The sequence below is a fragment of the Citrobacter sp. Cpo090 genome, from assembly GCF_030332665.1.
GTDB classification, from domain to species: Bacteria; Pseudomonadota; Gammaproteobacteria; order Enterobacterales; family Enterobacteriaceae; genus Citrobacter; species Citrobacter portucalensis.
Window position 1 is genome coordinate 121,624 of record NZ_JAOWHK010000031.1, and the last position, 25,707, is coordinate 147,330.

The following is a 25,707-nucleotide window of genomic DNA, read 5'->3' on the forward strand; positions in this document are numbered from 1 at the left end:
CCACAATTCCCAAATTCCAGCTAATTCTTAATCAGCTTGCTTACGCAGGAATGCTGGGATATCCAGGTAATCCGGCTCTTTGGTGGTTTGCGGCGTATTGTCGTTAACCACTTTCGCTACCGGTTTCTGCTCTTGCGTCAACGGCGCCATGCCGTGCTGCTGGTAACGATCCATTACCGGCTGCTGTACCTGCTTGTTGGTCACCAGAGTGATTTCAGGACGTTTGTCCATACCAATTCCAGTCGCAACAACGGTCACGCGCAGTTCGTCGTTCATATCCGGGTCCAGAGAGGTACCGATAACCACGGTCGCATTATCCGATGCAAAGGCACGAATCGTGTTACCGACGGTTTCGAACTCATCCAGACGCAGGTCGAAGCCCGCAGTAATGTTGACCAGCACGCCGCGCGCACCAGACAGATCGATGTCTTCCAGCAGCGGAGAAGAGATAGCCATTTCAGCCGCTTCTTCCGCACGGTCTTCACCGCTTGCCACGCCTGAACCCATCATCGCGTAGCCCATTTCGGACATCACGGTGCGCACGTCTGCAAAGTCGACGTTCATCAGGCCCGGACGAGTAATCAGTTCAGCGATACCCTGGACTGCGCCTTTCAGCACGTCGTTCGCTGCGCCAAACGCATCCAGCAGGGAGATACCGCGACCCAGTACTTTCAGCAGTTTGTCGTTCGGAATAGTAATCAGAGAGTCCACATGTTTGGACAGCTCGGTGATACCCTGCTCCGCGAATGCCATACGCTTCTTGCCTTCAAAGTTGAAAGGCTTAGTCACGACAGCAACGGTCAGAATACCTAAATCTTTTGCGACTTCAGCAACCACTGGCGCTGCACCGGTACCGGTACCGCCGCCCATGCCAGCTGCGATAAACACCATGTCTGCCCCGTCAAGCGCTGCACGCAGAGCTTCACGATCTTCGTCTGCCGCATTACGGCCGACTTCCGGGTTCGCACCCGCGCCCAGACCTTTGGTGATGCCGCTACCAATCTGAATGGTCTGTCCAACCGCCGTTTTACGCAACGCCTGAGCGTCGGTATTCACCGCGAAGAATTCAACACCTTCGATGCGCTCGCGCACCATGTGTTCAACGGCATTACCGCCGCCGCCGCCGACGCCGATGACTTTAATCACCGCGTCATTGGTAAGTTCCATAGGTTCAAACATAGTTTCTCTCTCCGTTGTGCCTGTCGCCTGAGACCGTTAATGTGCGTTGGTCTCTTTAAAAATTAAAACTCTTTTCGCAGCCAGCTATTGAGTCGTTTGATCCACGAGCCAACTGATGCCGTTACGCGTTTTTCAACTTCAGCCTCACCACTCAAATGGGATTCTTTCCCGTAGTGAAGCAGCCCCACTGCCGTTGAATAATACGGCTCCTGGGCATAATCCGTCAGACCAGTGATATTCAGCGGCGCGCCAATACGTACTTGCGTATGGAACACGCGCTGTGCGCAGGCCGCAAGACCTTCAATTTGCGCAGCGCCACCGGTTAACACAATCCCCGCCGCCAGATGATGTTTCACACCCTGCTGGCGAAGCTGTTCTTGTAATTGCAAAATTTCTTCGTTGACCAGGTTGAGCAGCTCGGTATAACGCGGCTCAATGACCTCTGCCAAAGTCTGACGTTGCAGGCTACGCGGTGGACGACCACCCACGCTTGGCACTTCAACGCTCTCGTCTTTACCCACGATGGAACCCAGTGCGCAACCATGACGCACTTTGATGGCCTCAGCATCGCTCGGCGGCGTACCAAAGGCATACGCGATATCGCTGGTCACTACATTCCCTGCATAAGGGATCACTTTAGTGTGGCGCAACGCCCCGCCAGTATAAACGGCGATGTCCATTGTACCACCACCAATATCCACCACGCAGACACCCAGTTCACGTTCATCTTCCGTCAACACGGAATAACTGGCTGCCAACCCGGCAAAAATCAGTTGGTCAACTTTCAGACCACAACGTTCAACGGCTTTGACAATATTCTTCGCCATGTCGTTGTGGCAGGTAATAAGGTGGACTTTTGCCTGCATGCGTACACCGGAAAGACCTACCGGATTTTTAATGCCTTCCTGGTAGTCAATGGCGTATTCCTGCGGAATAACGTGCAGAACACGATGTTCATCGCGAACTCGTACGGATTTTGCCGTATGTACTACGTTTTCCACATCTTCCTGCGTCACTTCCTCTTCGGAAATGGGCACCATACCAATTTCATTTTGACAGCTAATATGTTTACCGGAAAGTGCCAGATACACCGAGGAAATCTGGCAATCTGCCATCAGTTCGGCCTGATCAATGGCGCGCTGTACGCACTTCACCACTGACTCAAGGTCATTCACCCCGCCTTTATCCATACCTCGCGATGGGCAACTGCCCACGCCAATGATATTGACCATACCGTCGGGCAGAACTTCCCCTACTAAAGCGGCTACCTTCGCGGTGCCAATCTCCAGTCCAACTACCAGTTTTCTGTCCGTCGCCTTGATCATTGTTGTTCTGCCTGTGCCTGATTCTGTTGCTGATTAGATTCCTCAGGAGGCAAGGGAACCCAGCCTACTGCCGCTCCTGAGTCATAACGCAAATCAACGTAGCTAATCCGTTTGCCATCGGTTTGCGCCTGCTGCTGTAAAACCGGGTAGAGTTCCACAAAGCGAGCCAAACGTTTTATCGTATCGCCCCTGCCCAGATTGAGCTTAATATCGTTATTCAGCGTCAACTGCCAGGAACGACGAGCGGTCATCGCCGCTTCCTTCAGGGTGAATCTATCCTTAGCCAGCACCTGCCCCATATCGCGGAACCCTTGCAACACTTCACTTGCGCTGCCTTCCGGTCCATACAACATGGGTAATACCTGCTTATTGGCCCGACCGGTTGGAACACTGAACGTATTTCCTTCAGCATCCACCATATGTTGGTCATTCCAACGCGCAATGGGCACATATTCAACCAGATGAATCTTCAATTCATCGGGCCATTGCTTTCTGACGCTCGCCTGTTTAATCCAGGGGAGGCGTTCAATTTGACTCTGAATGATGTTCACATCCTGAGTCATAAAGGTTCCCGGAGCGCCCAGCGCCAGAATGGACTGACGAATATCGTCATTGCGCGTGTAATGCCGTTCGCCGGTTAACACCAGTTTCGATAAAGGCAAACGTTGCGCATCTTCCATCCATCCCAACACTACCCAGCCGCTGACAAACACGGTGCACAGCACTGTCAGCAGGAACAATATTCCTGCAAGACGCGTTCCATTATTGCGGCGTGAGGAGTTTACTTCTTCTTCATCACCGTTTCGCGTGTTCAGCGCAGCCTGCGACATATCAGTCCGCCAACTCCAGAATTCTTACCACCAACTGCGAGAAGCTCAGGCCCGCCTGACGCGCCGCCATCGGCACCAGACTGTGGCTGGTCATACCCGGAGAGGTATTCGCTTCCAGCAGATAAAACTGGCCATCGCTGTCCAGCATGACGTCAATGCGACCCCAACCTTTACAGCCCAATGTGGTCCACGCTTTCAGAACTAATTCCTGTAAACAGGCCTCTTGTTCGACTTCCAGACCGGCTGGGCAGAAATATTGTGTCTCATCAGAGAGATACTTCGCCTCATAATCATAGAAGGTTCCCGCGGGTTGGATACGTATTGACGGTAAAATTTCTTCACCAAGTATCGCAACTGTAAATTCCGGGCCACTGAGCCATTTTTCGATCAGTACTTCTTCATCATGCTGAAAAGCCAATGCTAATGCACCCTGCAAAGCATTTTCTTCTTCAACTTTTGACATCCCTACGCTTGAGCCTTCACGGCTTGGCTTCACAATCAGCGGCAAACCTAACGCAGAAATTTCCGTAACTGTTTCATCGCTAAGACCTTTTTCGAACTCAGCGCGGGTCAGCGCGACCCAGGGCGCGACCGGTAAACCCGCCCCCTGCCACAACAGTTTGCTGCGCAGTTTGTCCATCGAAATCGCAGAAGCCATGACGCCACTACCGGTGTACGGCAGACCAATCAGCTCCAGCATGCCCTGCAACGTGCCGTCTTCACCACCACGACCGTGCAGCGCAATAAACACCTTTTGAAAACCCATCGATTTCAAAAGCGTGACATCAACCTCTTTTGGGTCAATTGGATGGGCATCCACACCACCTTCGCGTAGACCTGCCAGTACGGCCGCGCCGGAATTCAGCGAAACTTCACGCTCTGCGGAGGTTCCCCCTAACAGGACCGCGATTTTATCAGCCATGTTGTTCTTCCTCCGGGTTTTGCGGCTTCAGTTTGATTTCAGCTAAGGAACGCGCGATTTTGCCGATATTTCCAGCGCCCTGCACCAAAATCAGATCGTTGCCGGTTAATACCGGCGCCAGCATGTCTGCCACCTGAGCCGGATCGGATACCAGAATCGGGTCGATCTTACCGCGACCACGGATCGTACGGCACAGCGAACGGCTGTCGGCCCCCGGAATCGCGGCTTCACCCGCGGCGTATACATCCAGCATCAACAGCGCATCGACCTGAGTCAGCACATTAGCAAAGTCGTCATACAGATCGCGTGTACGCGTAAAGCGGTGCGGCTGGAACAGCATCACCAGATTTTTGTCCGGCCAGCCCGCGCGTGCAGCTTTAATCGTGGCATCTACTTCCGTTGGGTGATGGCCATAATCATCCACCAGCATCGCCGTCCCGGCTTTACCGTTTACCGGCTCAAGCGGGAATTCACCGAGGAAGTCAAAACGGCGTCCGGTGCCCTGGAAACTTTCCAGCGCGCGCAGAATTGCATCGTCTTCAATTCCTTCTTCTGTTGCCACTGCCACCGCCGCCGCGGCGTTCAGCGCATTGTGGCGGCCCGGTGCGTTCAACGTCACGCGTAAATCGGCCATCCCCTGACGCAGCAGCGTGAAGTGCCCTTGTGGACCAATCTGCTGATAATCTTCGACGCGCACATCAGCATCATCGCTAAAACCATAGGTTGTGGTTTGACGACCGACTCGCGGCAACAACTCGCGGATCACCGGATCGTCAACGCACATCACCGCACGACCATAAAACGGCAAGTTATGCAGGAAATTAATAAACGTCTGCTTTAAATTTTCGAAGTCGCCATGGTAGGTATCCATATGATCGGCTTCGATATTGGTAACAATCGCGACCATCGGCTGCAAATGTAGGAACGACGCATCGCTCTCATCCGCCTCAGCAATTAAATAACGGCTATGACCCAGACGCGCATGGACGCCTGCGGCCTTCACCAAACCGCCGTTGACAAATGTCGGATCCAGCCCTGCTTCCGCGTAGATACTGGAGACCATCGCCGTGGTCGTGGTTTTACCGTGCGTCCCGGCAATGGCGATACCGTGACGAAAACGCATTAACTCCGCCAGCATTTCAGCACGACGGATAACCGGAATACGCGCTTCATGAGCCGCAACAATTTCCGGGTTATCCGCAGAAATGGCGCTGGATACCACCACCACACTCGCATCACGTACGTTTTCCGGGCGATGGTTGAAGAAAATTGTGGCGCCCAGATTCGTCAACTGCTGCGTCACCGGGTTCGGCGCTAAGTCAGAACCGCTGATTTGATAACCTTCGTTGGCCAAAACTTCGGCAATACCGCCCATACCAGCACCACCGATGCCGACAAAGTGAATGTGCCGAACGCGACGCATTTCGGGCACGATGGAACGCAGTTTTGCCAGTTGTTGTGTATTCATTCTTTAGCCATTAACTTCTTAGTTCATGCGATGCAAAAGGCATCACCACAATTACGCCCGGGCAGCCCGGCTCACTTCATTAGCAACACGCTCTGTGGCATCCGGAATGGAAGCGGCGCGCGCACGTTCTGCCATGGTTAATAAGGTTTCTCGCGACCACCCGGAAAGGGTGTTAGCGACGGCATCCACAGTAAACTGCGGCTGCTCAAGAATTTTGGCTGCGCCCGCTTTCTCCAGCGGCAGCGCATTCCAGTACTGCTGGCGATCTTTGTGCTGGAAAGGCACAAACAGCGCAGGCAAACCTGCGGCGGCAATTTCGCTTACCGTCAGCGCGCCGGAGCGACAAACTACGACATCCGCCCACGCGTAAGCGGCTGCCATATCATCAATAAACTCAGTGACCTTGTGCTGCGGTTGTCCCGCGTCGGCATATGCCTGTTCAACGGTTTGCTGCGCGCCTTTGCCGCTCTGATGCCAGATAGTCACCGCGTCACCAAGCTTTGCGGCAACCTGCGGCATCGTCTGGTTCAAAACACGTGCGCCCTGAGATCCGCCGACGACCAGCACGCGTACCGGGCCTTCGCGCCCCGCCAGACGCACTTCGGGCAACGGCAGCGCCAGCACGTCGGTGCGTACCGGGTTACCCACCACTTCCGCATTCGGGAAAGCGCCAGGAAAAGCCTGCATCACCTTCGTTGCAATCTTCGCCAGCCACTTGTTGGTTAATCCCGCAATGCCGTTCTGCTCATGCAGTACAACCGGAATGCCCAATGACCATGCTGCCAGACCGCCAGGACCGGACACGTAGCCGCCCATACCCAGCACCACATCAGGCTTAAACTGCTTCATGATGGCGCGCGCCTGACGCCAGGCATTAAAAATACGCACGGGGGCGGCAAGCAGCGCGTTGATACCTTTGCCACGCAAACCGGAGATGCGAATAAAGTCAATTTCAATGCCATGCTTCGGCACTAAGTCCGCTTCCATACGATCGGCGGTGCCCAGCCAACGAACCTGCCAGCCCTGAGCCATTAAATGATGCGCGACCGCCAGCCCCGGGAACACATGCCCGCCGGTACCGCCTGCCATCACCATTAACCGCTTCGGTTGACCACTCATCGTGCACCTCGTGTAAACGCCTGGGCTTTTTCCAGACGAGTTTCATAATCAATACGTAACAAAAACATGATGGCCGTCGACATAATCAACAAACTGGAACCACCATAACTGATCAGCGGTAACGTCAGACCTTTGGTTGGCAGCATACCCGCTGCCGCGCCGACGTTTACCAGGGCCTGGAAGCTAAACCAAATCCCGATGGAGCAGGCTAAAAAGCCTGAAAAACGGTGGTCAATTTCCAGCGCTTTGCGGCCAATCGACATCGCGCGAAAAGCGACGAAGAATACCATTAAAAGTGCCAATACCACACCGATATAACCCAGCTCTTCCCCAATGATGGCGAAGATGAAGTCGGTGTGCGCCTCCGGTAAATACTCCAGTTTTTGCACTGAATTACCTAACCCCTGACCCCAAACCTCACCGCGACCAAAAGCCATCAGCGATTGTGTTAACTGGTAGCCGCTGCCAAACGGATCTTCCCATGGGTTCCAGAAGGAGGTTACGCGGCGAATACGATACGGTTCGGCAAGGATCAGCAGCACCACCGCCGAAATCCCCATGCCGATAATGGCAATGAACTGCCACAGTTTCGCACCAGCGAGAAACAGCATCGCCAGCGTCGTGACAAACAGTACCACTACCGTACCGAGGTCAGGCTGCGCCAGCAGTAAGACAGCCAGCACCAGAATCACACCCATCGGTTTTAAGAAGCCGCGCAGGTTATTACGCACTTCATCGACCTTACGCACCAGGTAGTTGGCGAGATAACAGAACAGCGACAGCTTGGTGAATTCCGCAGGCTGAATACGCAGTGGACCCAGCGCGATCCAGCGCGATGCCCCGTTAACGGAACTCCCCACCACCAGAACGATCAGCAGCATGATGATCGAGGCGATCAGCATCGTCGTGCTGTACTTTTGCCAGAACTCCATCGGCAGACGCAGCGTCACCATCGCCAGACAGAACGCGAGGAAGATATACAGCGCGTCACGTTTAGCGAACAGGAAGGGATCGCCTGCCAGGCGTTGCCCTACGGGCATCGATGCTGATGTCACCATCACAAAACCGATCGCTGCCAGACCAAAAGTCAGCCACAGCAGCATGCGGTCATACATGATCAGGCTGTCCGCGTCTTTATCACGCGAAGCCATCACCCAGCCTTTAAGTGCCGCGAAGATCCACGCCAGGACACCCAGTCCCGGTACGCGCGGCATTTTCAGACGAGGGAGAGAGAATCGCATCAACCCAACTCCTTCGCTAAACGGGTAAAGACGTCACCGCGTTGCTCAAAGTTCTTGAACTGGTCAAGGCTGGCGCAGGCTGGTGACAGCAGCACCATATCACCCGACTTCACACGAGGTGCGAGCAGACGCATTGCCTGCTCCATGGTTTCAGTGTGTTCCGCAACCTCAGGACGCAGAGCGGCAAGCTGTGCGCCATCGCGACCAAAGCAGTACAGACGAATGTTGTCGCCAGTCAGGTAACGTTGCAGCGGCATAAAGTCGGCGGATTTCCCGTCGCCGCCCAGCAGCAGGTGCAGCGTACCGTCAACGTGCAAACCATTCAGCGCCGCTTCGGTGCTACCGACGTTGGTGGCTTTTGAATCGTTGATCCAACGCACGCCGTTATGATTCAGTACCAACTGGAAACGATGCGCCAGACCGGTAAAGGTAGTCAGCGCTTTCAGGCTGGATGCCCGCGGCAGACCCGCAGCATCCGCCAGCGCCAGCGCAGCCAGAGCGTTGGTATAGTTATGCTGGCCGGTGAGCGTCATCTCTTTCACGTTCAGGACTTTTTCGCCCTTCACCCGCAGCCAGGTTTCACCCTGCTGACGATTGAGATGATAGTCACCCATGTTGATGCCAAAGCTCACGCAGCGCTCATCCGCCCCGCGAATCGGCATGGTCAGCGCATCATCGGCATTAACCACACACACTTTCGCATTCTCATAGACGCGCAGTTTGGCCGCACGGTACTGCTGCAAGCCAAACGGATACCTGTCCATATGATCTTCGGTGACGTTCAAAATGGTGGCGGCTACGGCCTGTAAGCTGGAGGTTGTCTCCAGCTGGAAGCTCGACAGCTCCAGAACATACAGCTCACGTTCGTCATCCAGCAGCATCAGCGCGGGCAGGCCGATATTTCCACCGACGCCCACGTTCACACCAGCCGCTTTCGCCATTTCCCCCACTAACGTGGTGACGGTGCTTTTCCCGTTGGAACCGGTGATCGCGACGATCGGCGCCTGTGCTTCGCGACAGAACAGCTCGATGTCACCGACAATTTCGATCCCTGCATCAGCGGCAGCGCTCAGCGAAGGATGCGCCAGGGCAATACCAGGGCTGGCAACGATGAGATCGGCGGCCAGCAGCCAATCATCATTCAGGCTGCCAACATGACGCTCAACCGCTTCCGGCAATTTATCCAGGCCAGGTGGCGTTGCGCGGGTATCCATCACTCGCGGCGTCACGCCACGCGCCAGAAAGAAATCCACGCAGGACAGCCCGGTCAATCCCAGACCGATAATGACGACTTTTTTACCCTGGTAATCAGCCATGATTAACGTACCTTCAGCGTTGCCAGGCCAATCAGCACCAGCATCAGCGAAATAATCCAGAAGCGCACAATTACGCGCGGTTCCGGCCAGCCTTTCAGTTCATAATGATGGTGAATCGGCGCCATACGGAAGATGCGCTGTCCGCGCAGCTTAAAGGAGCCAACCTGCAGAATGACCGACAGCGTTTCTACGACAAATACACCGCCCATGATCACCAGCAGGAATTCCTGACGCAGCAGCACGGCAATAATCCCCAGCGCGCCGCCCAGCGCCAGCGAACCGACATCGCCCATAAAGACCTGCGCAGGATAGGTGTTAAACCACAGGAAGCCTAACCCCGCACCGACAATCGCCGTACAGACGATCACCAGTTCGCCGGCATGGCGTAAATAGGGAATGTGCAGGTAGTTGGCAAAGTTCATGTTACCGGTCGCCCACGCCACCAGCGCAAAACCCGCGGCCACGAACACGGTCGGCATAATCGCCAGGCCATCCAGGCCATCGGTAAGGTTTACCGCGTTGCCAGTACCCACAATCACGAAGTACGCCAGCAGCACGTAGAACAGCCCCAACTGCGGCATCACGTCTTTAAAGAACGGCACCACCAGCTCGGTAGCCGGGGTGTCTTTACCGGCGAGGTACAGCGCAAAGGCCACGCCCAGCGCAATCACCGACATCCAGAAGTATTTCCAGCGGGCAATCAGTCCCTTGGTATCTTTGCGCACCACTTTGCGGTAGTCATCGACAAAACCGATAATGCCGTAGCCAATCAATACCACCAGCACGCACCAGACGTACGGGTTCGACGGATATGCCCACAGCAGTACGGAGATGACAATCGCGGTGAGGATCATGATCCCGCCCATGGTTGGCGTACCGCGTTTACTGAAGTGCGATTCCGGACCGTCGTTACGTACGACCTGTCCAAAGGACATTTTTTGCAAGCGGGCAATCATGCGCGGGCCCATCCACAAAGAGATGAACAGCGCGGTCAGCAGGCTGACGATGGCGCGAAACGTCAGATAGGAAAAGACGTTAAAGCCGGAATAATATTTGACCAAATGTTCGGCCAGCCAAACTAACATGTTCCATTCTCCTGTAATGCGCGTACTACCTCTTCCATGGCGGCACTACGTGAACCCTTCACTAAAATCGTCATGACCTGATGTTCTGCAATCAATGCTTTAAGATGCACGGCCAGCGCGCATTTATTCGCAAAATGTTCGCCAACGCCACTGGCGTCGCTAATTGCCTGACTCAGTTTTCCTGTACTCAGTACACGGTCGATGCCTGCTGCTTTCGCAGCAACCCCCACCTGTACATGGCATGCTTCACTTTCTGCGCCAAGCTCTGCCATATCGCCTACGACCAGTACGCGATAACCCGGCATTTCAGACAGCACCTGCACCGCTGCGGTCATCGAACCGACGTTCGCGTTATAGGAGTCGTCCAGCAGCAGCTGATTTTCTGCGAGTTGAATCGGGAACAGACGTCCCGGTACCGCTTGCAGATCCTTCAAACCCGCTTTGATCGCCTCATGCGTCGCGCCTACCGCCATAGAAAGCGCCGCCGCCGCAAGGGCGTTAGCGATATTGTGGCGACCCGGTAACGGCAGCAGGACATCAATGCTCCCGGTCGGCGTTTGCAGAGAAAATTCTGTACCATGCGAGGTCACATGAACGTTGGTTGCCGAAAAGTCGCTGTTGGCCGCATTCGGGGAGAAGCGCCAGACTTTGCGATCGCCGATGATGCTCTGCCAGTTCAACCAGTCGTTGTTGTCGGCATTCATAATGGCGATACCGTTCGCTGACAGGCCGGTAAAAATCTCACCTTTTGCCTTCGCAACGCCCGCCAGGGAGCCGAAGCCTTCCAGGTGCGCGGCGGCCAGGTTGTTCACCAGCGCCGCTTCCGGACGCGTCAGGCCGACGGTCCAGGCGATTTCACCCTGATGGTTGGCACCGAGCTCAATCACGGCATAGTCGTAATCGTTGTTTAAGCGCAACAGCGTCATCGGTACACCGATGTCGTTATTCAGGTTGCCCGCGGTATATAGCGTGTTACCACACTGGCTCAGAATGGCAGCCGTCATCTCTTTGACGGACGTTTTACCGGATGAGCCGGTCAGCGCGACAACGCGCGCCGGAACCTGAGCACGAACCCACGCCGCCAGTTCACCAAACGCCAGACGCGTATCTTTAACAATCAACTGCGGCAGGTTGGTGTTCAACGGACGGCTGACCAGCAGAGCACCCGCCCCGCTCTCTTGCGCTTTGTCGGCAAAATCGTGGGCGTCAAAGCGTTCGCCTTTCAGCGCCACAAACAGGCAGCCCGGCGTCACTTTACGCGTATCGGTTGTTACGGCATCAAGGGTCAGATCGGCCCCTTTCAATTCGCCCTGGAGGATCTCCGCCAGTTGGCTGAGCGTTACGCTAATCATGCGATAACCCCCAGCAGACGCGCTGCGGTCACGCGGTCAGAATAGTCGAGACGCTGCGAGCCCACGATCTGGTAATCTTCGTGACCTTTCCCGGCCACCAGCACCACGTCGTTTTCTTTCGCCTGCATAATGGCGTTTGTCACGGCTTCTGCGCGACCTTCCATCACCTTCGCCTGTCCGGCATCCAGCATACCCGCCAGAATGTCGTTAATAATGGCGCGCGGCTCTTCGGTACGCGGGTTGTCATCGGTCACCACGACAACATCTGCAAACTGCTCGGCGATTGCGCCCATCAACGGACGTTTGCCTTTGTCGCGATCGCCGCCGCAGCCAAAGACGCACCACAGTTTGCCAGTACAGTGCAGACGTGCCGCTTGCAGCGCTTTTTCCAGCGCATCTGGCGTATGGGCGTAATCAACCACCACGGTGGTTTTACCCGGCGCGCTGAACACTTCCATACGCCCGCAAACCGGTTGCAATTGTGTGGCCGTTTTCAGTAAATCAGCTAACGGATAGCCCAACGCCAGCAGTGTTGCCAGCGCCAGCAACAGATTGCTGACGTTAAACGCCCCCATCAGGCGGCTTTCAATTTCGCCGTCGCCCCATGAGGAGGTAAAACGAATCGTTGCCCCGCTGTCGTGATACTTCACGTCAACCGCTTTTAACCAACGACCATGACAGTTCGGGTTGATGTGGTCTTCCATCGAAACGGCAACCGCATCAGGGAGTTTCGCCAGCCAGCGACGACCGACTTCATCATCCGCATTGACGATGGCCTGACCACAATGGTGCGTGGAATACAGCAGCCATTTCGCGGCTTCGTAATGTTCCATGTCGCCGTGGTAGTCGAGATGGTCACGGCTTAAGTTAGTAAATACTGATGCGGCAAACTTCAGCGCCGCCACGCGATGCTGAACCAGGCCGTGTGAAGAGACTTCCATCGCGCCAACCGTTGCGCCCTGCGCAGCCAGCCCCGCCAGCACATGCTGGACATCAACGGCTGAGCCGGTAGTATTTTCCGTCGGGATCACTTTGCCCAGCAGGCCATTGCCTACTGTTCCCATCACCGCGCTGGTTTCGCCAAGCAGTTGGCTCCACTGGGCCAGCAATTGGGTGGTGGTGGTTTTACCGTTGGTCCCGGTCACGCCGACCAGACGCATTTTCTCAGAAGGCTCGTGGTAAAAACGGCCCGCCAGTGCAGATAAACGTTCGTTAAGCTGACTAAGATAGATGACCGGAACGCCATGCATTTCACGGATTTCACCATCAGTAGCTTCATCTTTTGCTTCTGCAATAATGGCAGCCACACCTTGCGCTATCGCCTGCGGGATATACCGACGCCCGTCCGCCTGATGACCTAATACTGCGACAAAGAGATCGCCCGATGCAGCCACACGGCTGTCAAGCGTCATCTCCCGCAGTGTTCGCTCCGGTGCACCCGGCACCCATGGAGCAAGAAGGTCGCGCAAATTACGATCTGCCACCTGTTGCCTCGCCTTGATTATTCACAAATTCATTTTTATCGCCCGTTGTCAGCGCATCCGGCTCGATGTTCATGGTGCGCAGTACGCCGCCCATGATGGCACCAAAGACCGGCGCGGAAACGGCGCCACCGTAGTATTTACCCGCCTGCGGATCGTTGATAACAACAACCAGCGCGAAGCGCGGCTGACTCGCAGGCGCAACGCCTGCGGTATAAGCAATGTATTTGTTGATGTAGCGGCCATCCGGCCCTACTTTCTTCGCTGTACCGGTTTTAATGGCGATGCGATAGCCTTTAATCGCCGCCTTCACGCCGCCGCCGCCCGGCAGCGCCACGCTTTCCATCATGTGTACGACGGTACGCACGGTTGATTCCGGGAAGATACGCTCCCCCGGAACAGGAGGGTCAACTTTGGTAATCGACAGTGGACGATAAACGCCATAGCTGCCGATCGTTGCATAGACTCGCGCTAACTGTAACGGCGTTACCATTAGCCCATAGCCGAAAGAGAAGGTGGCCCTCTCTATGTCAGACCACCGTTGTTTTTGAGGATATAAGCCACTGCGTTCTCCGACCAACCCCAAATTGGTCGCTTTTCCCAGCCCAAAACGTGAGTAAGTGTCTACTAACGCTGAGGACGGCATCGCTAACGCCAGCTTGGAAACACCGACGTTACTCGACTTCTGCAAAACCCCGGTGAGGGTTAATTCGCTATAACGCGCCACGTCTTTGATTTCGTGACCATTAATTCGGTAAGGGATAGTGTTGAGGACGGTGTTTTCGCGTACCACGCCACGCTGCAGCGCGGTCATCACCACCATCGGTTTAACGGTAGAACCCGGTTCAAACACGTCGGTAATGGTGCGGTTACGCATCGCGTCTTTTGGCGTACCGGAGAGATTGTTCGGGTTGTAGGACGGACTGTTGGCCATGGCCAGCACTTCACCGGTGTTCACATCCACCAGTACCGCGCTGCCTGACTCCGCCTTGTTGAACGCCACGGCGTTATTCAGTTCACGGTAGACCAGTGCCTGTAAACGCTCATCAATGCTCAACGCGAGGTTATGCGCCGCCTGGCTGTCGGTAGAGGAGATGTCTTCAATAACGCGGCCATAACGGTCTTTACGTACGATACGTTCACCCGGTTGCCCGGTGAGCCACTTGTCGAAGCTCTTCTCAACGCCTTCAATCCCCTGGCTGTCGACGTTAGTAAAGCCGATGAGGTGAGCAGTCACTTCTCCGGAAGGATAGTAACGGCGGGATTCTTCGCGCAGGTGGATACCTGGCAGCTTCAGTTTCTTGATGTAGTCAGCCATGTCAGGGTTTACCTGACGCGCCAGATAGATAAAGCGCCCTTTCGGGTTGGCGTTAATGCGGGAAGCCAGTTGATCGAGCGGAATATTCAGCGCGGTCGACAACGCTCTCCAGCGTTCGCCAACGCTCACTCCGCCTGCGTCATGCACCTCTTTCGGGTCGGCCCAAATCGCCTTCACCGGTACACTCACCGCCAGCGGACGACCTGAACGGTCGGTAATCATCCCGCGCGATGTGGACACTTCCTGGACGCGCAGAGAACGCATGTCGCCCTGACGCACCAGCATGTCCGGCGCGATGATTTGCAGCCAGGCAACGCGCCCCAGCAGAAAACCGAGTGCCAGCAAAATACAACCGCACAGTAACGCAAAACGCCAACTGATAAAGTTGGCTTGTTCTTCCTGGCGTTTTGGTTTGTGCGTTTTTGCCGCTGCTTTCATGCGTCGCGTTTATCCTTATTTTTGTACTACGATATTTTCTTGTGAGGGATCAACATGCTGCATTTGCAGCTTTTCCGTTGCGATCCGTTCAACACGGCTATGGTCGCCGAGCGCGTTTTCCTCAAGGATCAAGTTGCGCCATTCGATATCCAGCGCATCTCGCTCCAGAACCAGCTGCTCACGCTGCGCGGTCAGTAACCGCGTATGGTGTGCTGTTGTCACGACGGTAACCGCCGTCAAAATAATGCAAATGAACAGGCAGAGTGGCAGCTTCCCAAACCGCAAAAGATCGTCACCGATCACGCCAGGCAAGGCATGGCGCTCGTTGCTTCCTATCGATCCTTTAACTTTGCTGAGGGCTTCTGTCACTCTGCTGATCATGCGTTCGTCCTCTCTGCAATACGCAGAACTGAACTACGGGCACGAGGATTCTCAGCTACCTCTTCTTCACCCGGCATCATCTTGCCTAGTGCTCTTAACTCACGGCCGCCCAGTTTTTTGATCTGCGCTTCGGTCATCGGTATTCCAGCCGGTACCTGAGGACCACGGCTTTGTTCACGCATAAAGCGTTTCACAATGCGGTCTTCAAGCGAATGGAAACTGATGATCGAAAGGCGACCACCTGGAGCCAGCACGCTGAGCGAGCTTTTTAGCGCCTGCTCTATCTCCTCCAGTTCACTGTTCACCCAAATGCGCACCGCCTGGAAGGTACGGGTCGCGGGATGTTTGAATTTGTCCTTCACCGGCATTGCCGCCGCAATCACTTCCGCCAGCTCTTTGGTGCGGGTCATCGGTTCGATGCGGTTGCGCTCCACGATGGCGCGCGCAATGCGTTTGCCGAAGCGCTCTTCGCCAAAGGTTTTAATCACCCAGGCAATGTCTGCTTCATCGGCGGTTTGCAGCCATTCGGCCGCTGACTGACCGCGTGTTGGGTCCATACGCATATCTAACGGACCGTCACGCATAAACGAGAAACCGCGCTCTGCGTCATCGAGCTGCGGTGAAGAAACGCCCAGATCGAGAAGAATTCCGTCGATCTTACCGGTCAGTCCACGCTCAGCAACATAGTCAGCCAGCGCAGAAAAAGGTCCATGTACGATGGAGAAGCGAGGATCGGTAATCGTTTTTGCAACGGCAATAGCCTGCGGATCGCGATCGATTGCCAGTAAACGTCCCTCTTCGCCAAGCTGGGAGAGGATCAGACGTGAGTGACCACCGCGACCAAATGTCCCGTCAATGTAGATGCCATCTGGACGAATATTCAGGCCGTTTACGGCTTCATCCAGCAACACCGTTGTATGTTTATAATTTTCCGTCATTTTATAGAGACAAATCCTGCAATCGTTCCGACAACGCGCCAGTAACAGACTGCTCAGCGTCGATATCTTCCTTGACCTGTTGATACCAGGTCGTTTCATCCCACAGCTCAAACTTATTGAACTGCCCAACCAGCATCACTTCTTTCGTTAGCCCTGCGTGTTGCCGCAGAATGGGGGCTATCAGTAATCGACCAGCGTTATCCATCTGACATTCGCTGGCATGACCCAACAATAAGCGCTGTACGCGACGCTCAACTGGATTCATGCTCGACAGACGCGATAGCTTCTGCTCGATTATTTCCCATTCAGGCAGGGGGTACAGCAGCAGGCACGGGTGATGGATGTCAATGGTGCAAACCATTTGACCGGTAGCGCTCTCAAGCAGTTGATCCCGATAACGGGTAGGCACGGATAAGCGCCCTTTACTGTCGAGATTAACTAACGTTGCTCCCCGGAACATGCCAGCCTCACCCCCAATTACCACTTTATCCCACAAATTCCCACTTAAAGGAGTTTACGGAGCGGAGGAAAACCTTGTCAAGCAAGTCGCGGCGCTTAGCGGAGCAAAAAACCCATTGTTTACGGCTAATATCAGCGTTGAACAAAATCCGTACAGCAAACGAAGCAAATTAACGTCATGAATATTTGTAAGAAAAAAATCCAACAACTCATCATTGTTTAAAACAACTGAATATCATCCAAAGAAAATATAAAGTGTCAGTTTGCGACGCGAGCGGCATTTTAGGACAATATGCAGCGAGTTAACAGTACCAGTTAATCGGTCTGTACGCCGCGCAGGGCCGAGGTAAGCACCGGATGGCCGCAATATGAGAGCAAAGTGTTTGTTAATTCGGCAAATCCATACACGCATGTAACAAAATAATACAAGCGTAACGCGTCGTTACGTATCAATAACCCAAAAATGGATAGTTGCATTTTTAATTCGGGGTATTTCAAGAATGAATTTCAGATAATTCTAAAGAATATTCTTAAATATAATGCGGTTATTTCTGAGAATAGAAAAATTGAAGACGTCAGAGGCTTATCCCGCCGACGTCATCAATTGAGGAAACTTAGTTACGGCTGAGAATACCGCGACGGTACAGATTACGCCGTATACGCGTTAAACCTGGTTTTGGTTTACGTGGTTCGTCCAGACTTGCCAGTACAATCTCCAGCACGCGTTCCGCGACATCACGATGGCGCTGTGCCACTGCCAGTACCGGGCACTGCAGGAAGTCGAGCAGTTCGTGATCGCCAAAAGTCGCAATCGCTAAATCAGACGGCAGCTGCCCGTCACGACGCAGGGTCACATCCATCACCCCCTGCAACAGGGCAAACGACGTGGTAAACAACGCCTGAGGCATTGGGTGCGTTTCCAGCCATTTATCAAACAGCTGCGCAGCCGCTTCCCGCTCATAGCTGTTGGCGTACAGGAAATGGACTTCACGCGGATCGTCCTTCCACGCGGTACGAAAACCCTGTTCGCGCAGGAAACTGACGGATAACTCAGGAAGCGCGCCCAGATAGAGGACGGTTTCAGCAGGGAATTTGCGTAACTCCTCCGCCAGCATTTCCGCATCATCCTGATCCGCACCCACAACGCTGGTAAAATGTTCGCGATCCAGTGCACGATCCAGCGCCACAATCGGGAATGAACTGTTTGCCCAGCGTTGGTAGAACGGATGCTCAGGTGGCAAGGAAGTCGACACAATTATGGCATCGACCTGGCGCTGTAAAAGATGCTCAATACAGCGCATTTCGTTATCCGGCTGATCTTCAGAGCAGGCAATTAACAGCTGATACCCACGCTGACGCGCCTGGCGCTCCAGATAGTTTGCGATCCGGGTATAGCTCGTGTTCTCAAGATCCGGGATCACCAGCCCAATAGAACGTGTGCGTCCAGCACGCAGCCCGGCCGCCACGGCATTCGGGTGGTAATTATGCTCACGCACCACCGCCATGACTTTTTCAACCGTTTTGTCGCTTACGCGATATTGCTTTGCTTTGCCATTAATAACGTAGCTTGCAGTCGTTCGCGAAACGCCGGCCAACCGAGCGATTTCATCCAGTTTCACAATTGCCCCTTGCGTAAAATGTACAAACCATAACCTTTTAGATGGCATGGGTTAAACTTCTTAACATCTAAGCGCAGAATAATGACTGCGGCAACCGCTTTTGTCTCTGGTTACTGCTGATTTCGCAAAAAAAAAGCGCAACAGGTAGCATCAGCGCAAACGGGTACGTTACATGTAGGCCGGATAAGGCATTTACGCCGCCATCCGGCATGATCTCCGTGATGATGCCTGATGGCGCTGTGCTTATCAGGCCTACAGTCGACTATTAGCGCATAATTTTATCGCCACGGGAGAGTCCCACTACGCCGGAACGGGCAACCTCCACAATTTTGGCGACTTCACGCAGGGTTGCCAGAAACGCATCCAGCTTATCGCTGGTGCCCGCCAGTTGTACGGTGTAGATAGATGGCGTTACGTCGATGATTTGCCCGCGGAAAATCTCCGTGTTGCGTTTCACCTCTTCCCGGCCATAACCACTGGCCTGGATTTTCACCAGCATGATTTCTCGTTCAACGTGAGCACCCTGCCCCAGTTCGCTGACGCGCAGAACATCCACCAGCTTGTGAAGCTGCTTTTCGATCTGCTCAAGGACTTTCTCATCCCCTACCGTCTGAATCGTCATCCGCGATAAGGTCGGATCGTCGGTCGGCGCGACGGTCAGGCTTTCAATGTTGTATCCACGCTGGGCGAAGAGGCCAATCACCCGCGATAATGCACCCGACTCGTTTTCCAGCAATACTGATAATATCCGGCGCATAATCAGGTCCTCTCCGTTTTGCTTAACCACATTTCATCCATCCCACCCCCACGAATCTGCATCGGGTAGACATGCTCACTGCCATCGACGGTGACATCGACAAACACCAGACGATGGTTACGCACATGTTCCAGCGCTTCACCCAGCTTGCTCTCAAGTTCATCTGGATGATTAATCTGGATACCGATATGCCCATAAGCCTCAGCAAGGCGCACAAAATCGGGCAGCGACTGCATGTAAGACTGTGAGTGGCGCCCGGAGTAGATCATGTCCTGCCACTGCTTGACCATGCCGAGATAACGATTGTTAAGGTTGAGCACCAGCACCGGCAGTTCATATTGCAGCGCCGTCGACAACTCCTGGATATTCATCTGAATGCTGCCATCCCCGGTGACGCACACTACCGTTTCATCCGGCAACGCCATTTTCACCCCTAACGCCGCGGGTAAACCGAATCCCATAGTCCCGAGGCCGCCTGAGTTAATCCAGCGACGCGGTTTATCGAACGGATAGTAAAGTGCGGCAAACATTTGATGCTGGCCAACGTCAGAGGTCACATACGCCTCCCCTTTCGTCAAACGCCAGATAGTTTCAATCACCGCCTGCGGCTTAATGCTTTCACTTTGCGTATCGTATTTAAGACACTGACGGGCGCGCCAGTGCTCAATCTGTTGCCACCAGTCACGGTTATCATCCAGTGGTTGCTGTGATTTCTCTTGCTCCAGCAGTTCGAGCATTTGATCCAGTACCAGGCGGGCATCACCCACAATCGGAATATCCGCAGTAACGGTTTTAGAAATAGAGGTCGGATCGATATCGATATGCAGCACGGTCGCATTCGGACAATATTTTGCCAGGTTATTCGTCGTTCGATCGTCAAAGCGAACGCCGACAGCAAAGATCACATCGGAATGATGCATGGTCATATTCGCTTCGTAGGTACCGTGCATTCCCAACATGCCCAGCGCCTGACGATGCGTGGCCGGAAACGCGCCCAACCCCATTAGCGAGGAGACAACCGGCAGATTCAGCGCTTCAGCAATCTGAGCTAACTGCTCATGGCAAGCCGAATTGACCGCGCCCCCACCCACATAGACAACAGGTTTCTTCGCCGCAACCAGCGTCTGTAGCGCCCGTTTGATCTGTCCCTTATGTCCCGTCGTCGTCGGATTATACGAGCGCATACTCACCGAGTCCGGCCAGCTATAAGGCAGTTTCTTCGCCGGATTCAGAATATCCTTCGGCAAATCCACCACCACTGGCCCGGGACGACCGCTTGCTGCCAGCCAGAAGGCTTTTTTCAGCACCTGCGGAATATCTTCCGTTTGTTTGACCAGGAAACTGTGTTTTACCACCGGGCGGGATATACCTACCATGTCGCACTCCTGGAAGGCATCGTAGCCAATCAGCGACGTTGCGACTTGTCCGGAGAGGATCACCAGCGGAATAGAATCCATATAAGCCGTTGCAATGCCTGTGATCGCATTAGTCGCCCCCGGTCCAGATGTGACCAATACGACACCTACTTCTCCCGTGGCGCGCGCAAGGCCATCAGCCATATGTACCGCAGCTTGTTCATGGCGGACCAGCACATGATCAATACCGCCGACCGTATGCAGCGCATCATAAATATCGAGGACGGCCCCCCCGGGATAACCGAATACCTGCTTCACACCCTGATCGATGAGCGATCGGACGACCATCTCGGCTCCAGACAACATCTCCATGGCTTGCCTCACTCTTATAATGAATTACGGTTTAACAACACATTAACCGCTGACGATGACGCATGGCAATTGACTCCGAAGGGGTGACACTGGAGTAAATAAGAATAAAAAGGAGGAAAGACGCGAATAAACGGAGAATTAAACCAGCATAAGCAATCAGTATGATAAATAATCGCTTAAAAATGGGAACTTACAGCAATTACTCTATTTTTTGACAGACGTAAAAAATAGAGTTCAGCATAAAATTTCAGATATAAAGTTAAAAGCAGAATAAACAGGATGCACCGTCCGGTTTACTCTGCCAAATGCTACTGCTTACAAACGGAGACTAACAGCTCTTCCATCCATTGATGTCCTTTATCCCGGCCTGCGGCTTCATGCCACGAAAGATAGCATGTGCGGCTGTTCAATTTTAACGGTAAAGGCAGGATCTGTAGTTCTAAAGAATCGGCAAATTCTTCTACTAACCAACGTGGCGCAATAGAGACCAAATGCGTTTGCGACACAATATTAAGAACGCTAATTAATGCCATGCCCTGATAAGCCACGCAGGATTGTTTATCCGGTGTGTCATACCACGGTTGGCTGAATGATGCGAAGCGATCAAGTGACACTACCGCATGCTGTTCATTATAGACATCGTTTTCCAGTAAAGGACCACTAATGCGTGGATGCTTTTTACTTGCCACTAACACCATTTCGTCATTGAATAACGGAATACTGGTAAATTCAGGACGTCGGAACTCTTCATAGCTAATAACGAATTCAGTTTCCTGGTAACGCAATTGATGCTCTGTATTTTGATTGAGTGAAGATTTAAATACGACATGAATGTTTGGTGCAACTTGCTCAACTCGATTATAAATCAACGACGTCAGAATATTATCCAATGGGCTGCATACGCAAAGATTGAATACGCGCTCGCTGCTGGCTGGTTCAAAACCCGATCCAGGCAGTTCATTTTGCACTAATTGCAATGCCTGGCGAACAGAACCAAATAGCTGGAAGGCTCTTGCTGTCGGCTGGATACCGCGTCCATAACGAACAAAAAGCTCATCATTAAACATCACTTTCAGGCGCGCGACCGCATTACTGACAGCGGGTTGCGACATCCCCAGAGTATGTGCGGCACGGGTGATGTTTTGTTCTTGCATCACCGCATCAAAGACGGTTAATAAATTAAGATCAACCATGCGAAGCTGTGGCTTTCCCATATCTATAATATTTGTTTTATCTATTATTTTTACTTCTGGCATATTTAACTCCACTGTCACTCTAAACTCCCTTTTCCCAGACGGAGTGAAGAAATAATCTCCGTTAATATGATTTACCATACATATAAGATGAGAAAAAGAAAAAACATTAAAATTAGGAAAACATAAAGGCACAAACCTAAATGAACAAAAAACCAATGCGAGCGCAGTGTGGCAGGAGTCACTGCACGATGATTCATATGTTTAAATTTCAAAAACAATATAACCATAAGCATGGCGAATATACAATCATACATATCGTGAATACGTATTTAAGCTTTAATTAAATCTTTATATTATTAATACATTAAAAGTTAACATTAATTTATCAATTATGTGGTGTCACACCGCCCATAGCCATTCATGATTACTATAAAAACAGATAAATCATAAAGATATGAAATCCCAGGAGTGAATTTTTCTTTAGTTCGCCGTTACAATAAATGCAAATAATTATGCTCAAATATGTCAAACCATGAAAAATATGTACAACCATCTACTGATTAATTTTATGTACCCCGAAAAATTCAGCACAATTCGCTTAAGTTTTGCAGAAACTTTCCCCCTCTGGCGAGGCATTTGCAGGGGTGAGGGTTGACATCAGTCTTCATATCCAGTACCACTAAAAGCATATCGCATTCGCCTGGAGCTTAATTGATGACTTACATTGCTCGTTTTAACGGTCTACTACTACTAAACGCATCTTCATTGCGCGGTAGACTGGTGGACGACATTCAGCATTAAGTCAGCTCCAGTTAAGACAAAAAACCCGCGCCGTTGCGCGGGTTTTTTTATGCTCGAAGCAAGGCGCCCTAAGAAACCAAGGACCTAAACCATGAGCCAGCAAGTCATTATTTTCGATACCACCTTACGCGATGGTGAACAGGCGTTACAGGCAAGCCTGAGTGTGAAAGAAAAACTGCAGATTGCGCTGGCCCTTGAGCGTATGGGCGTTGACGTGATGGAAGTGGGTTTCCCCGTTTCTTCACCGGGCGACTTTGAGTCAGTTCAGACCATCGCTCGTCAGGTTAAAAACAGCCGCGTTTGTGCCTTAGCTCGCTGCGTAGAAAAAGATATCGACGTTGCCGCAGAATCTCTGAAAGTTGCTGAGGCTTTCCGTATTCATACGTTTATCGCCACCTCGCCGATGCACATCGCGACGAAATTACGCAGTACGCTGGATGAGGTCATTGAGCGCGCGGTCTACATGGTTAAGCGTGCGCGTAATTATACCGATGACGTGGAGTTCTCCTGCGAAGATGCAGGCCGTACCCCTATCGCCGATTTGGCTCGCGTGGTTGAAGCTGCCATTAACGCGGGTGCCAAAACCATTAACATCCCCGATACCGTCGGTTACACCATGCCTTTCGAATTTGGGGCAATCATTTCTGGCCTGTATGAACGCGTACCAAATATCGATAAAGCCATCATCTCCGTACACACCCATGATGATTTAGGTTTGGGCGTAGGCAACGCACTGGCGGCCGTTCACGCCGGAGCGCGTCAGGTGGAAGGCGCGATGAACGGTATCGGCGAACGCGCCGGTAACTGCTCACTGGAAGAAGTAATCATGGCGATCAAGGTGCGTAAAGATATCCTGAATGTACAGACCCGCATCAATCACCAGGAGATCTGGCGCACCAGTCAGTTAGTCAGCCAAATCTGCAACATGCCAATTCCGGCAAACAAAGCCATTGTCGGTAGCGGCGCCTTTGCCCACTCTTCCGGCATCCATCAGGACGGCGTACTGAAAAATCGTGAAAACTACGAAATCATGACGCCAGAATCCATCGGCCTGAACCAGGTACAGCTGAACCTGACCTCCCGTTCCGGTCGCGCCGCGGTGAAACACCGTATGGACGAGATGGGATATAAAGAAAATGAATACAGTCTGGACAATCTGTACGACGCATTCCTGAAACTGGCAGACAAAAAAGGTCAGGTATTTGATTACGACCTGGAAGCGCTGGCCTTCATTAATAAACAGCAGGAAGAGCCAGAGCATTTCCGTCTGGATTACTTCAGCGTGCAGTCCGGCTCAAACGACATCGCCACCGCCTCCGTCAAGCTGGCTTGCGGTGAAGAAGTCAAGGCCGAAGCGGCGAACGGTAACGGTCCGGTCGATGCCATTTATCAGGCCATCAACCGTGTAACTGAGTACAACATCGAACTGGTGAAATACAGCCTGACCGCCAAAGGGCACGGTAAAGATGCGCTGGGTCAGGTGGATATCGTTGCCAACTATAACGGTCGTCGTTTCCACGGCGTCGGTCTGGCGACAGATATCGTCGAATCTTCTGCTAAAGCAATGGTGCATGTGCTGAACAACATCTGGCGCGCCGAAGAAGTCGAAAAAGAATTGCAACGCAAAGCTCAGAACAACGAGAACAACAAGGAAACCGTGTGATGTCGAAGAATTATCATATTGCTGTTTTGCCGGGTGACGGTATTGGCCCGGAAGTGATGGCGCAAGCCCTGAAGGTACTGGACGCAATCCGCAACCGTTTTAACATGCGCATTACCACCAGCCACTACGACGTGGGTGGTGCCGCTATCGATAACCACGGTCAGCCGCTGCCGCCTGCAACGGTTGAAGGCTGTGAACAAGCTGACGCCATTCTGTTTGGCTCCGTTGGCGGTCCGAAATGGGAAAACCTGCCGCCAAACCAGCAGCCAGAGCGTGGCGCGCTGTTGCCATTGCGTAAACACTTCAAATTATTCAGCAATCTGCGCCCTGCTAAGCTCTACCAGGGATTGGAAGCGTTTTGCCCTCTGCGGGCAGATATCGCCGCGAACGGTTTCGACATCCTGTGCGTACGCGAACTGACTGGCGGGATTTACTTCGGTCAACCAAAAGGCCGCGAAGGCAGCGGACAACATGAAAAAGCCTTTGATACCGAGGTTTATCACCGTTTCGAGATTGAACGTATTGCGCGTATCGCGTTTGAATCCGCTCGCAAACGTCGCCGTAAAGTCACGTCTATTGATAAAGCTAACGTACTGCAAACGTCTATTCTGTGGCGCGAAATCGTCAATGAAATTGCTAATGAATACCCGGACGTTGAACTGGCGCATATGTACATCGACAACGCGACAATGCAGTTAATTAAAGATCCATCCCAGTTCGACGTGTTGCTGTGCTCTAACCTGTTTGGTGACATTCTGTCTGATGAGTGCGCCATGATCACCGGTTCAATGGGCATGTTACCGTCCGCCAGCCTGAATGAGCAGGGCTTCGGTTTGTACGAGCCTGCTGGCGGCTCCGCTCCGGACATCGCCGGGAAAAACATTGCCAACCCTATCGCCCAGATCCTGTCGCTGGCGCTGCTGCTGCGCTACAGCCTGGATGCCAATGATGCGGCAACCGCAATTGAGAGCGCCATCAACCGCGCATTAGAAGAAGGCATTCGCACCGGTGACTTAGCCCGTGGCGCTGCCGCAGTCAGTACCGATGAAATGGGCGACATCATTGCCCGTTACGTCGCAGAAGGGGTGTAAT

Annotated in this window: 22 protein-coding genes; 3 read left to right on the top strand and 19 right to left on the bottom strand. The window is 53.0% G+C overall.

The genetic code is table 11. The features are described 5' to 3' along the window. Window positions 1-27 precede the first annotated feature (27 nt). The 19 genes from ftsZ to leuO all read right to left on the bottom strand — a co-directional run bounded on the left by ftsZ (window position 28) and on the right by leuO (window position 22,211). Window positions 28-1,179 (bottom strand): cell division protein FtsZ, encoded by a 1,152-nt coding sequence (gene ftsZ / locus OGY83_RS15565; RefSeq protein ID WP_003018753.1) that lies wholly within the window; start codon window positions 1,177-1,179, stop codon window positions 28-30. A gap of 62 nt (window positions 1,180-1,241) precedes the next feature. Then, window positions 1,242-2,504 carry a cell division protein FtsA gene (gene ftsA, locus OGY83_RS15570; protein ID WP_003018755.1) on the bottom strand — a complete coding sequence of 421 codons (1,263 nt, stop codon included), beginning with the start codon at window positions 2,502-2,504 and terminating at the stop codon, window positions 1,242-1,244. Continuing rightward, complete coding sequence (gene ftsQ / locus OGY83_RS15575) at window positions 2,501-3,334, bottom strand: cell division protein FtsQ (RefSeq protein ID WP_003018758.1); 834 nt, start codon at window positions 3,332-3,334, stop codon at window positions 2,501-2,503. The genes ftsA and ftsQ overlap by 4 nt, the downstream gene beginning before the upstream one ends. 1 nt (window position 3,335) lies before the next feature. Further along, on the bottom strand, window positions 3,336-4,256 hold the full coding sequence (locus tag OGY83_RS15580) for a D-alanine--D-alanine ligase (RefSeq protein ID WP_191227770.1): 921 nt from the start codon (window positions 4,254-4,256) through the stop codon (window positions 3,336-3,338). Further along, window positions 4,249-5,724, bottom strand: a complete 1,476-nt coding sequence (murC, locus tag OGY83_RS15585) for a UDP-N-acetylmuramate--L-alanine ligase (RefSeq protein ID WP_003018763.1) — start codon at window positions 5,722-5,724, stop codon at window positions 4,249-4,251. The genes OGY83_RS15580 and murC overlap by 8 nt, the downstream gene beginning before the upstream one ends. Before the next feature lie 51 nt (window positions 5,725-5,775). Continuing rightward, on the bottom strand, window positions 5,776-6,843 hold the full coding sequence (gene murG, locus OGY83_RS15590; protein ID WP_123268706.1) for an undecaprenyldiphospho-muramoylpentapeptide beta-N-acetylglucosaminyltransferase: 1,068 nt from the start codon (window positions 6,841-6,843) through the stop codon (window positions 5,776-5,778). Beyond that, window positions 6,840-8,084 carry a cell division protein FtsW gene (gene ftsW / locus OGY83_RS15595; RefSeq protein ID WP_003829529.1) on the bottom strand — a complete coding sequence of 415 codons (1,245 nt, stop codon included), beginning with the start codon at window positions 8,082-8,084 and terminating at the stop codon, window positions 6,840-6,842. Before ftsW ends, murG begins: the two co-directional genes overlap by 4 nt. Beyond that, on the bottom strand, window positions 8,084-9,400 hold the full coding sequence (murD, locus tag OGY83_RS15600; protein WP_032942364.1) for a UDP-N-acetylmuramoyl-L-alanine--D-glutamate ligase: 1,317 nt from the start codon (window positions 9,398-9,400) through the stop codon (window positions 8,084-8,086). Before murD ends, ftsW begins: the two co-directional genes overlap by 1 nt. Before the next feature lie 2 nt (window positions 9,401-9,402). After that, window positions 9,403-10,485, bottom strand: a complete 1,083-nt coding sequence (gene mraY / locus OGY83_RS15605) for a phospho-N-acetylmuramoyl-pentapeptide-transferase (RefSeq protein ID WP_003018774.1) — start codon at window positions 10,483-10,485, stop codon at window positions 9,403-9,405. Further along, window positions 10,479-11,837 carry a UDP-N-acetylmuramoyl-tripeptide--D-alanyl-D-alanine ligase gene (gene murF, locus OGY83_RS15610; protein WP_286636266.1) on the bottom strand — a complete coding sequence of 453 codons (1,359 nt, stop codon included), beginning with the start codon at window positions 11,835-11,837 and terminating at the stop codon, window positions 10,479-10,481. Before murF ends, mraY begins: the two co-directional genes overlap by 7 nt. Continuing rightward, complete coding sequence (gene murE, locus OGY83_RS15615) at window positions 11,834-13,321, bottom strand: UDP-N-acetylmuramoyl-L-alanyl-D-glutamate--2,6-diaminopimelate ligase (protein ID WP_079937086.1); 1,488 nt, start codon at window positions 13,319-13,321, stop codon at window positions 11,834-11,836. The genes murF and murE overlap by 4 nt, the downstream gene beginning before the upstream one ends. Then, window positions 13,308-15,074 carry a peptidoglycan glycosyltransferase FtsI gene (gene ftsI, locus OGY83_RS15620; protein WP_123268704.1) on the bottom strand — a complete coding sequence of 589 codons (1,767 nt, stop codon included), beginning with the start codon at window positions 15,072-15,074 and terminating at the stop codon, window positions 13,308-13,310. The genes murE and ftsI overlap by 14 nt, the downstream gene beginning before the upstream one ends. A 15-nt stretch (window positions 15,075-15,089) precedes the next feature. Beyond that, entirely contained in the window at window positions 15,090-15,455 is a 366-nt protein-coding gene (gene ftsL, locus OGY83_RS15625; protein WP_000625651.1) for a cell division protein FtsL, read from the bottom strand. Continuing rightward, the gene (gene rsmH, locus OGY83_RS15630) at window positions 15,452-16,393 is read right to left on the bottom strand and encodes a 16S rRNA (cytosine(1402)-N(4))-methyltransferase RsmH (protein ID WP_003018789.1); all 942 of its coding nucleotides are present in this window, start codon (window positions 16,391-16,393) and stop codon (window positions 15,452-15,454) included. The genes ftsL and rsmH overlap by 4 nt, the downstream gene beginning before the upstream one ends. A gap of 1 nt (window position 16,394) precedes the next feature. Continuing rightward, a complete protein-coding gene (gene mraZ, locus OGY83_RS15635; RefSeq protein ID WP_003018792.1) occupies window positions 16,395-16,853 on the bottom strand; it encodes a division/cell wall cluster transcriptional repressor MraZ in 459 nt (152 codons plus the stop codon). Between the two features lie 613 nt (window positions 16,854-17,466). After that, window positions 17,467-18,471: a catabolite repressor/activator gene (gene cra / locus OGY83_RS15640; RefSeq protein WP_003018794.1), complete on the bottom strand. Its 1,005-nt coding sequence runs from the start codon at window positions 18,469-18,471 to the stop codon at window positions 17,467-17,469. A 265-nt stretch (window positions 18,472-18,736) separates the two neighbouring features. Then, on the bottom strand, window positions 18,737-19,228 hold the full coding sequence (gene ilvN / locus OGY83_RS15645; protein WP_003829566.1) for an acetolactate synthase small subunit: 492 nt from the start codon (window positions 19,226-19,228) through the stop codon (window positions 18,737-18,739). Between the two features lie 2 nt (window positions 19,229-19,230). After that, window positions 19,231-20,955 carry an acetolactate synthase 3 large subunit gene (gene ilvI / locus OGY83_RS15650; RefSeq protein ID WP_191234187.1) on the bottom strand — a complete coding sequence of 575 codons (1,725 nt, stop codon included), beginning with the start codon at window positions 20,953-20,955 and terminating at the stop codon, window positions 19,231-19,233. A 308-nt stretch (window positions 20,956-21,263) separates the two neighbouring features. Further along, complete coding sequence (gene leuO / locus OGY83_RS15655; protein ID WP_079937089.1) at window positions 21,264-22,211, bottom strand: transcriptional regulator LeuO; 948 nt, start codon at window positions 22,209-22,211, stop codon at window positions 21,264-21,266. 654 nt (window positions 22,212-22,865) lie between these two features. Between leuO and leuL the strand changes: the two genes are divergently transcribed. The 3 genes from leuL (at window position 22,866) to leuB (ending at window position 25,706) form a co-directional block, all read left to right on the top strand. Then, the gene (gene leuL, locus OGY83_RS15660) at window positions 22,866-22,952 is read left to right on the top strand and encodes a leu operon leader peptide (protein WP_048998978.1); all 87 of its coding nucleotides are present in this window, start codon (window positions 22,866-22,868) and stop codon (window positions 22,950-22,952) included. Between the two features lie 91 nt (window positions 22,953-23,043). Then, window positions 23,044-24,615, top strand: coding sequence for a 2-isopropylmalate synthase (gene leuA, locus OGY83_RS15665; RefSeq protein ID WP_003829569.1), 1,572 nt, complete (start codon window positions 23,044-23,046; stop codon window positions 24,613-24,615). Beyond that, window positions 24,615-25,706, top strand: coding sequence for a 3-isopropylmalate dehydrogenase (gene leuB / locus OGY83_RS15670; RefSeq protein WP_003829570.1), 1,092 nt, complete (start codon window positions 24,615-24,617; stop codon window positions 25,704-25,706). Before leuA ends, leuB begins: the two co-directional genes overlap by 1 nt. Window position 25,707 lies beyond the last annotated feature (1 nt).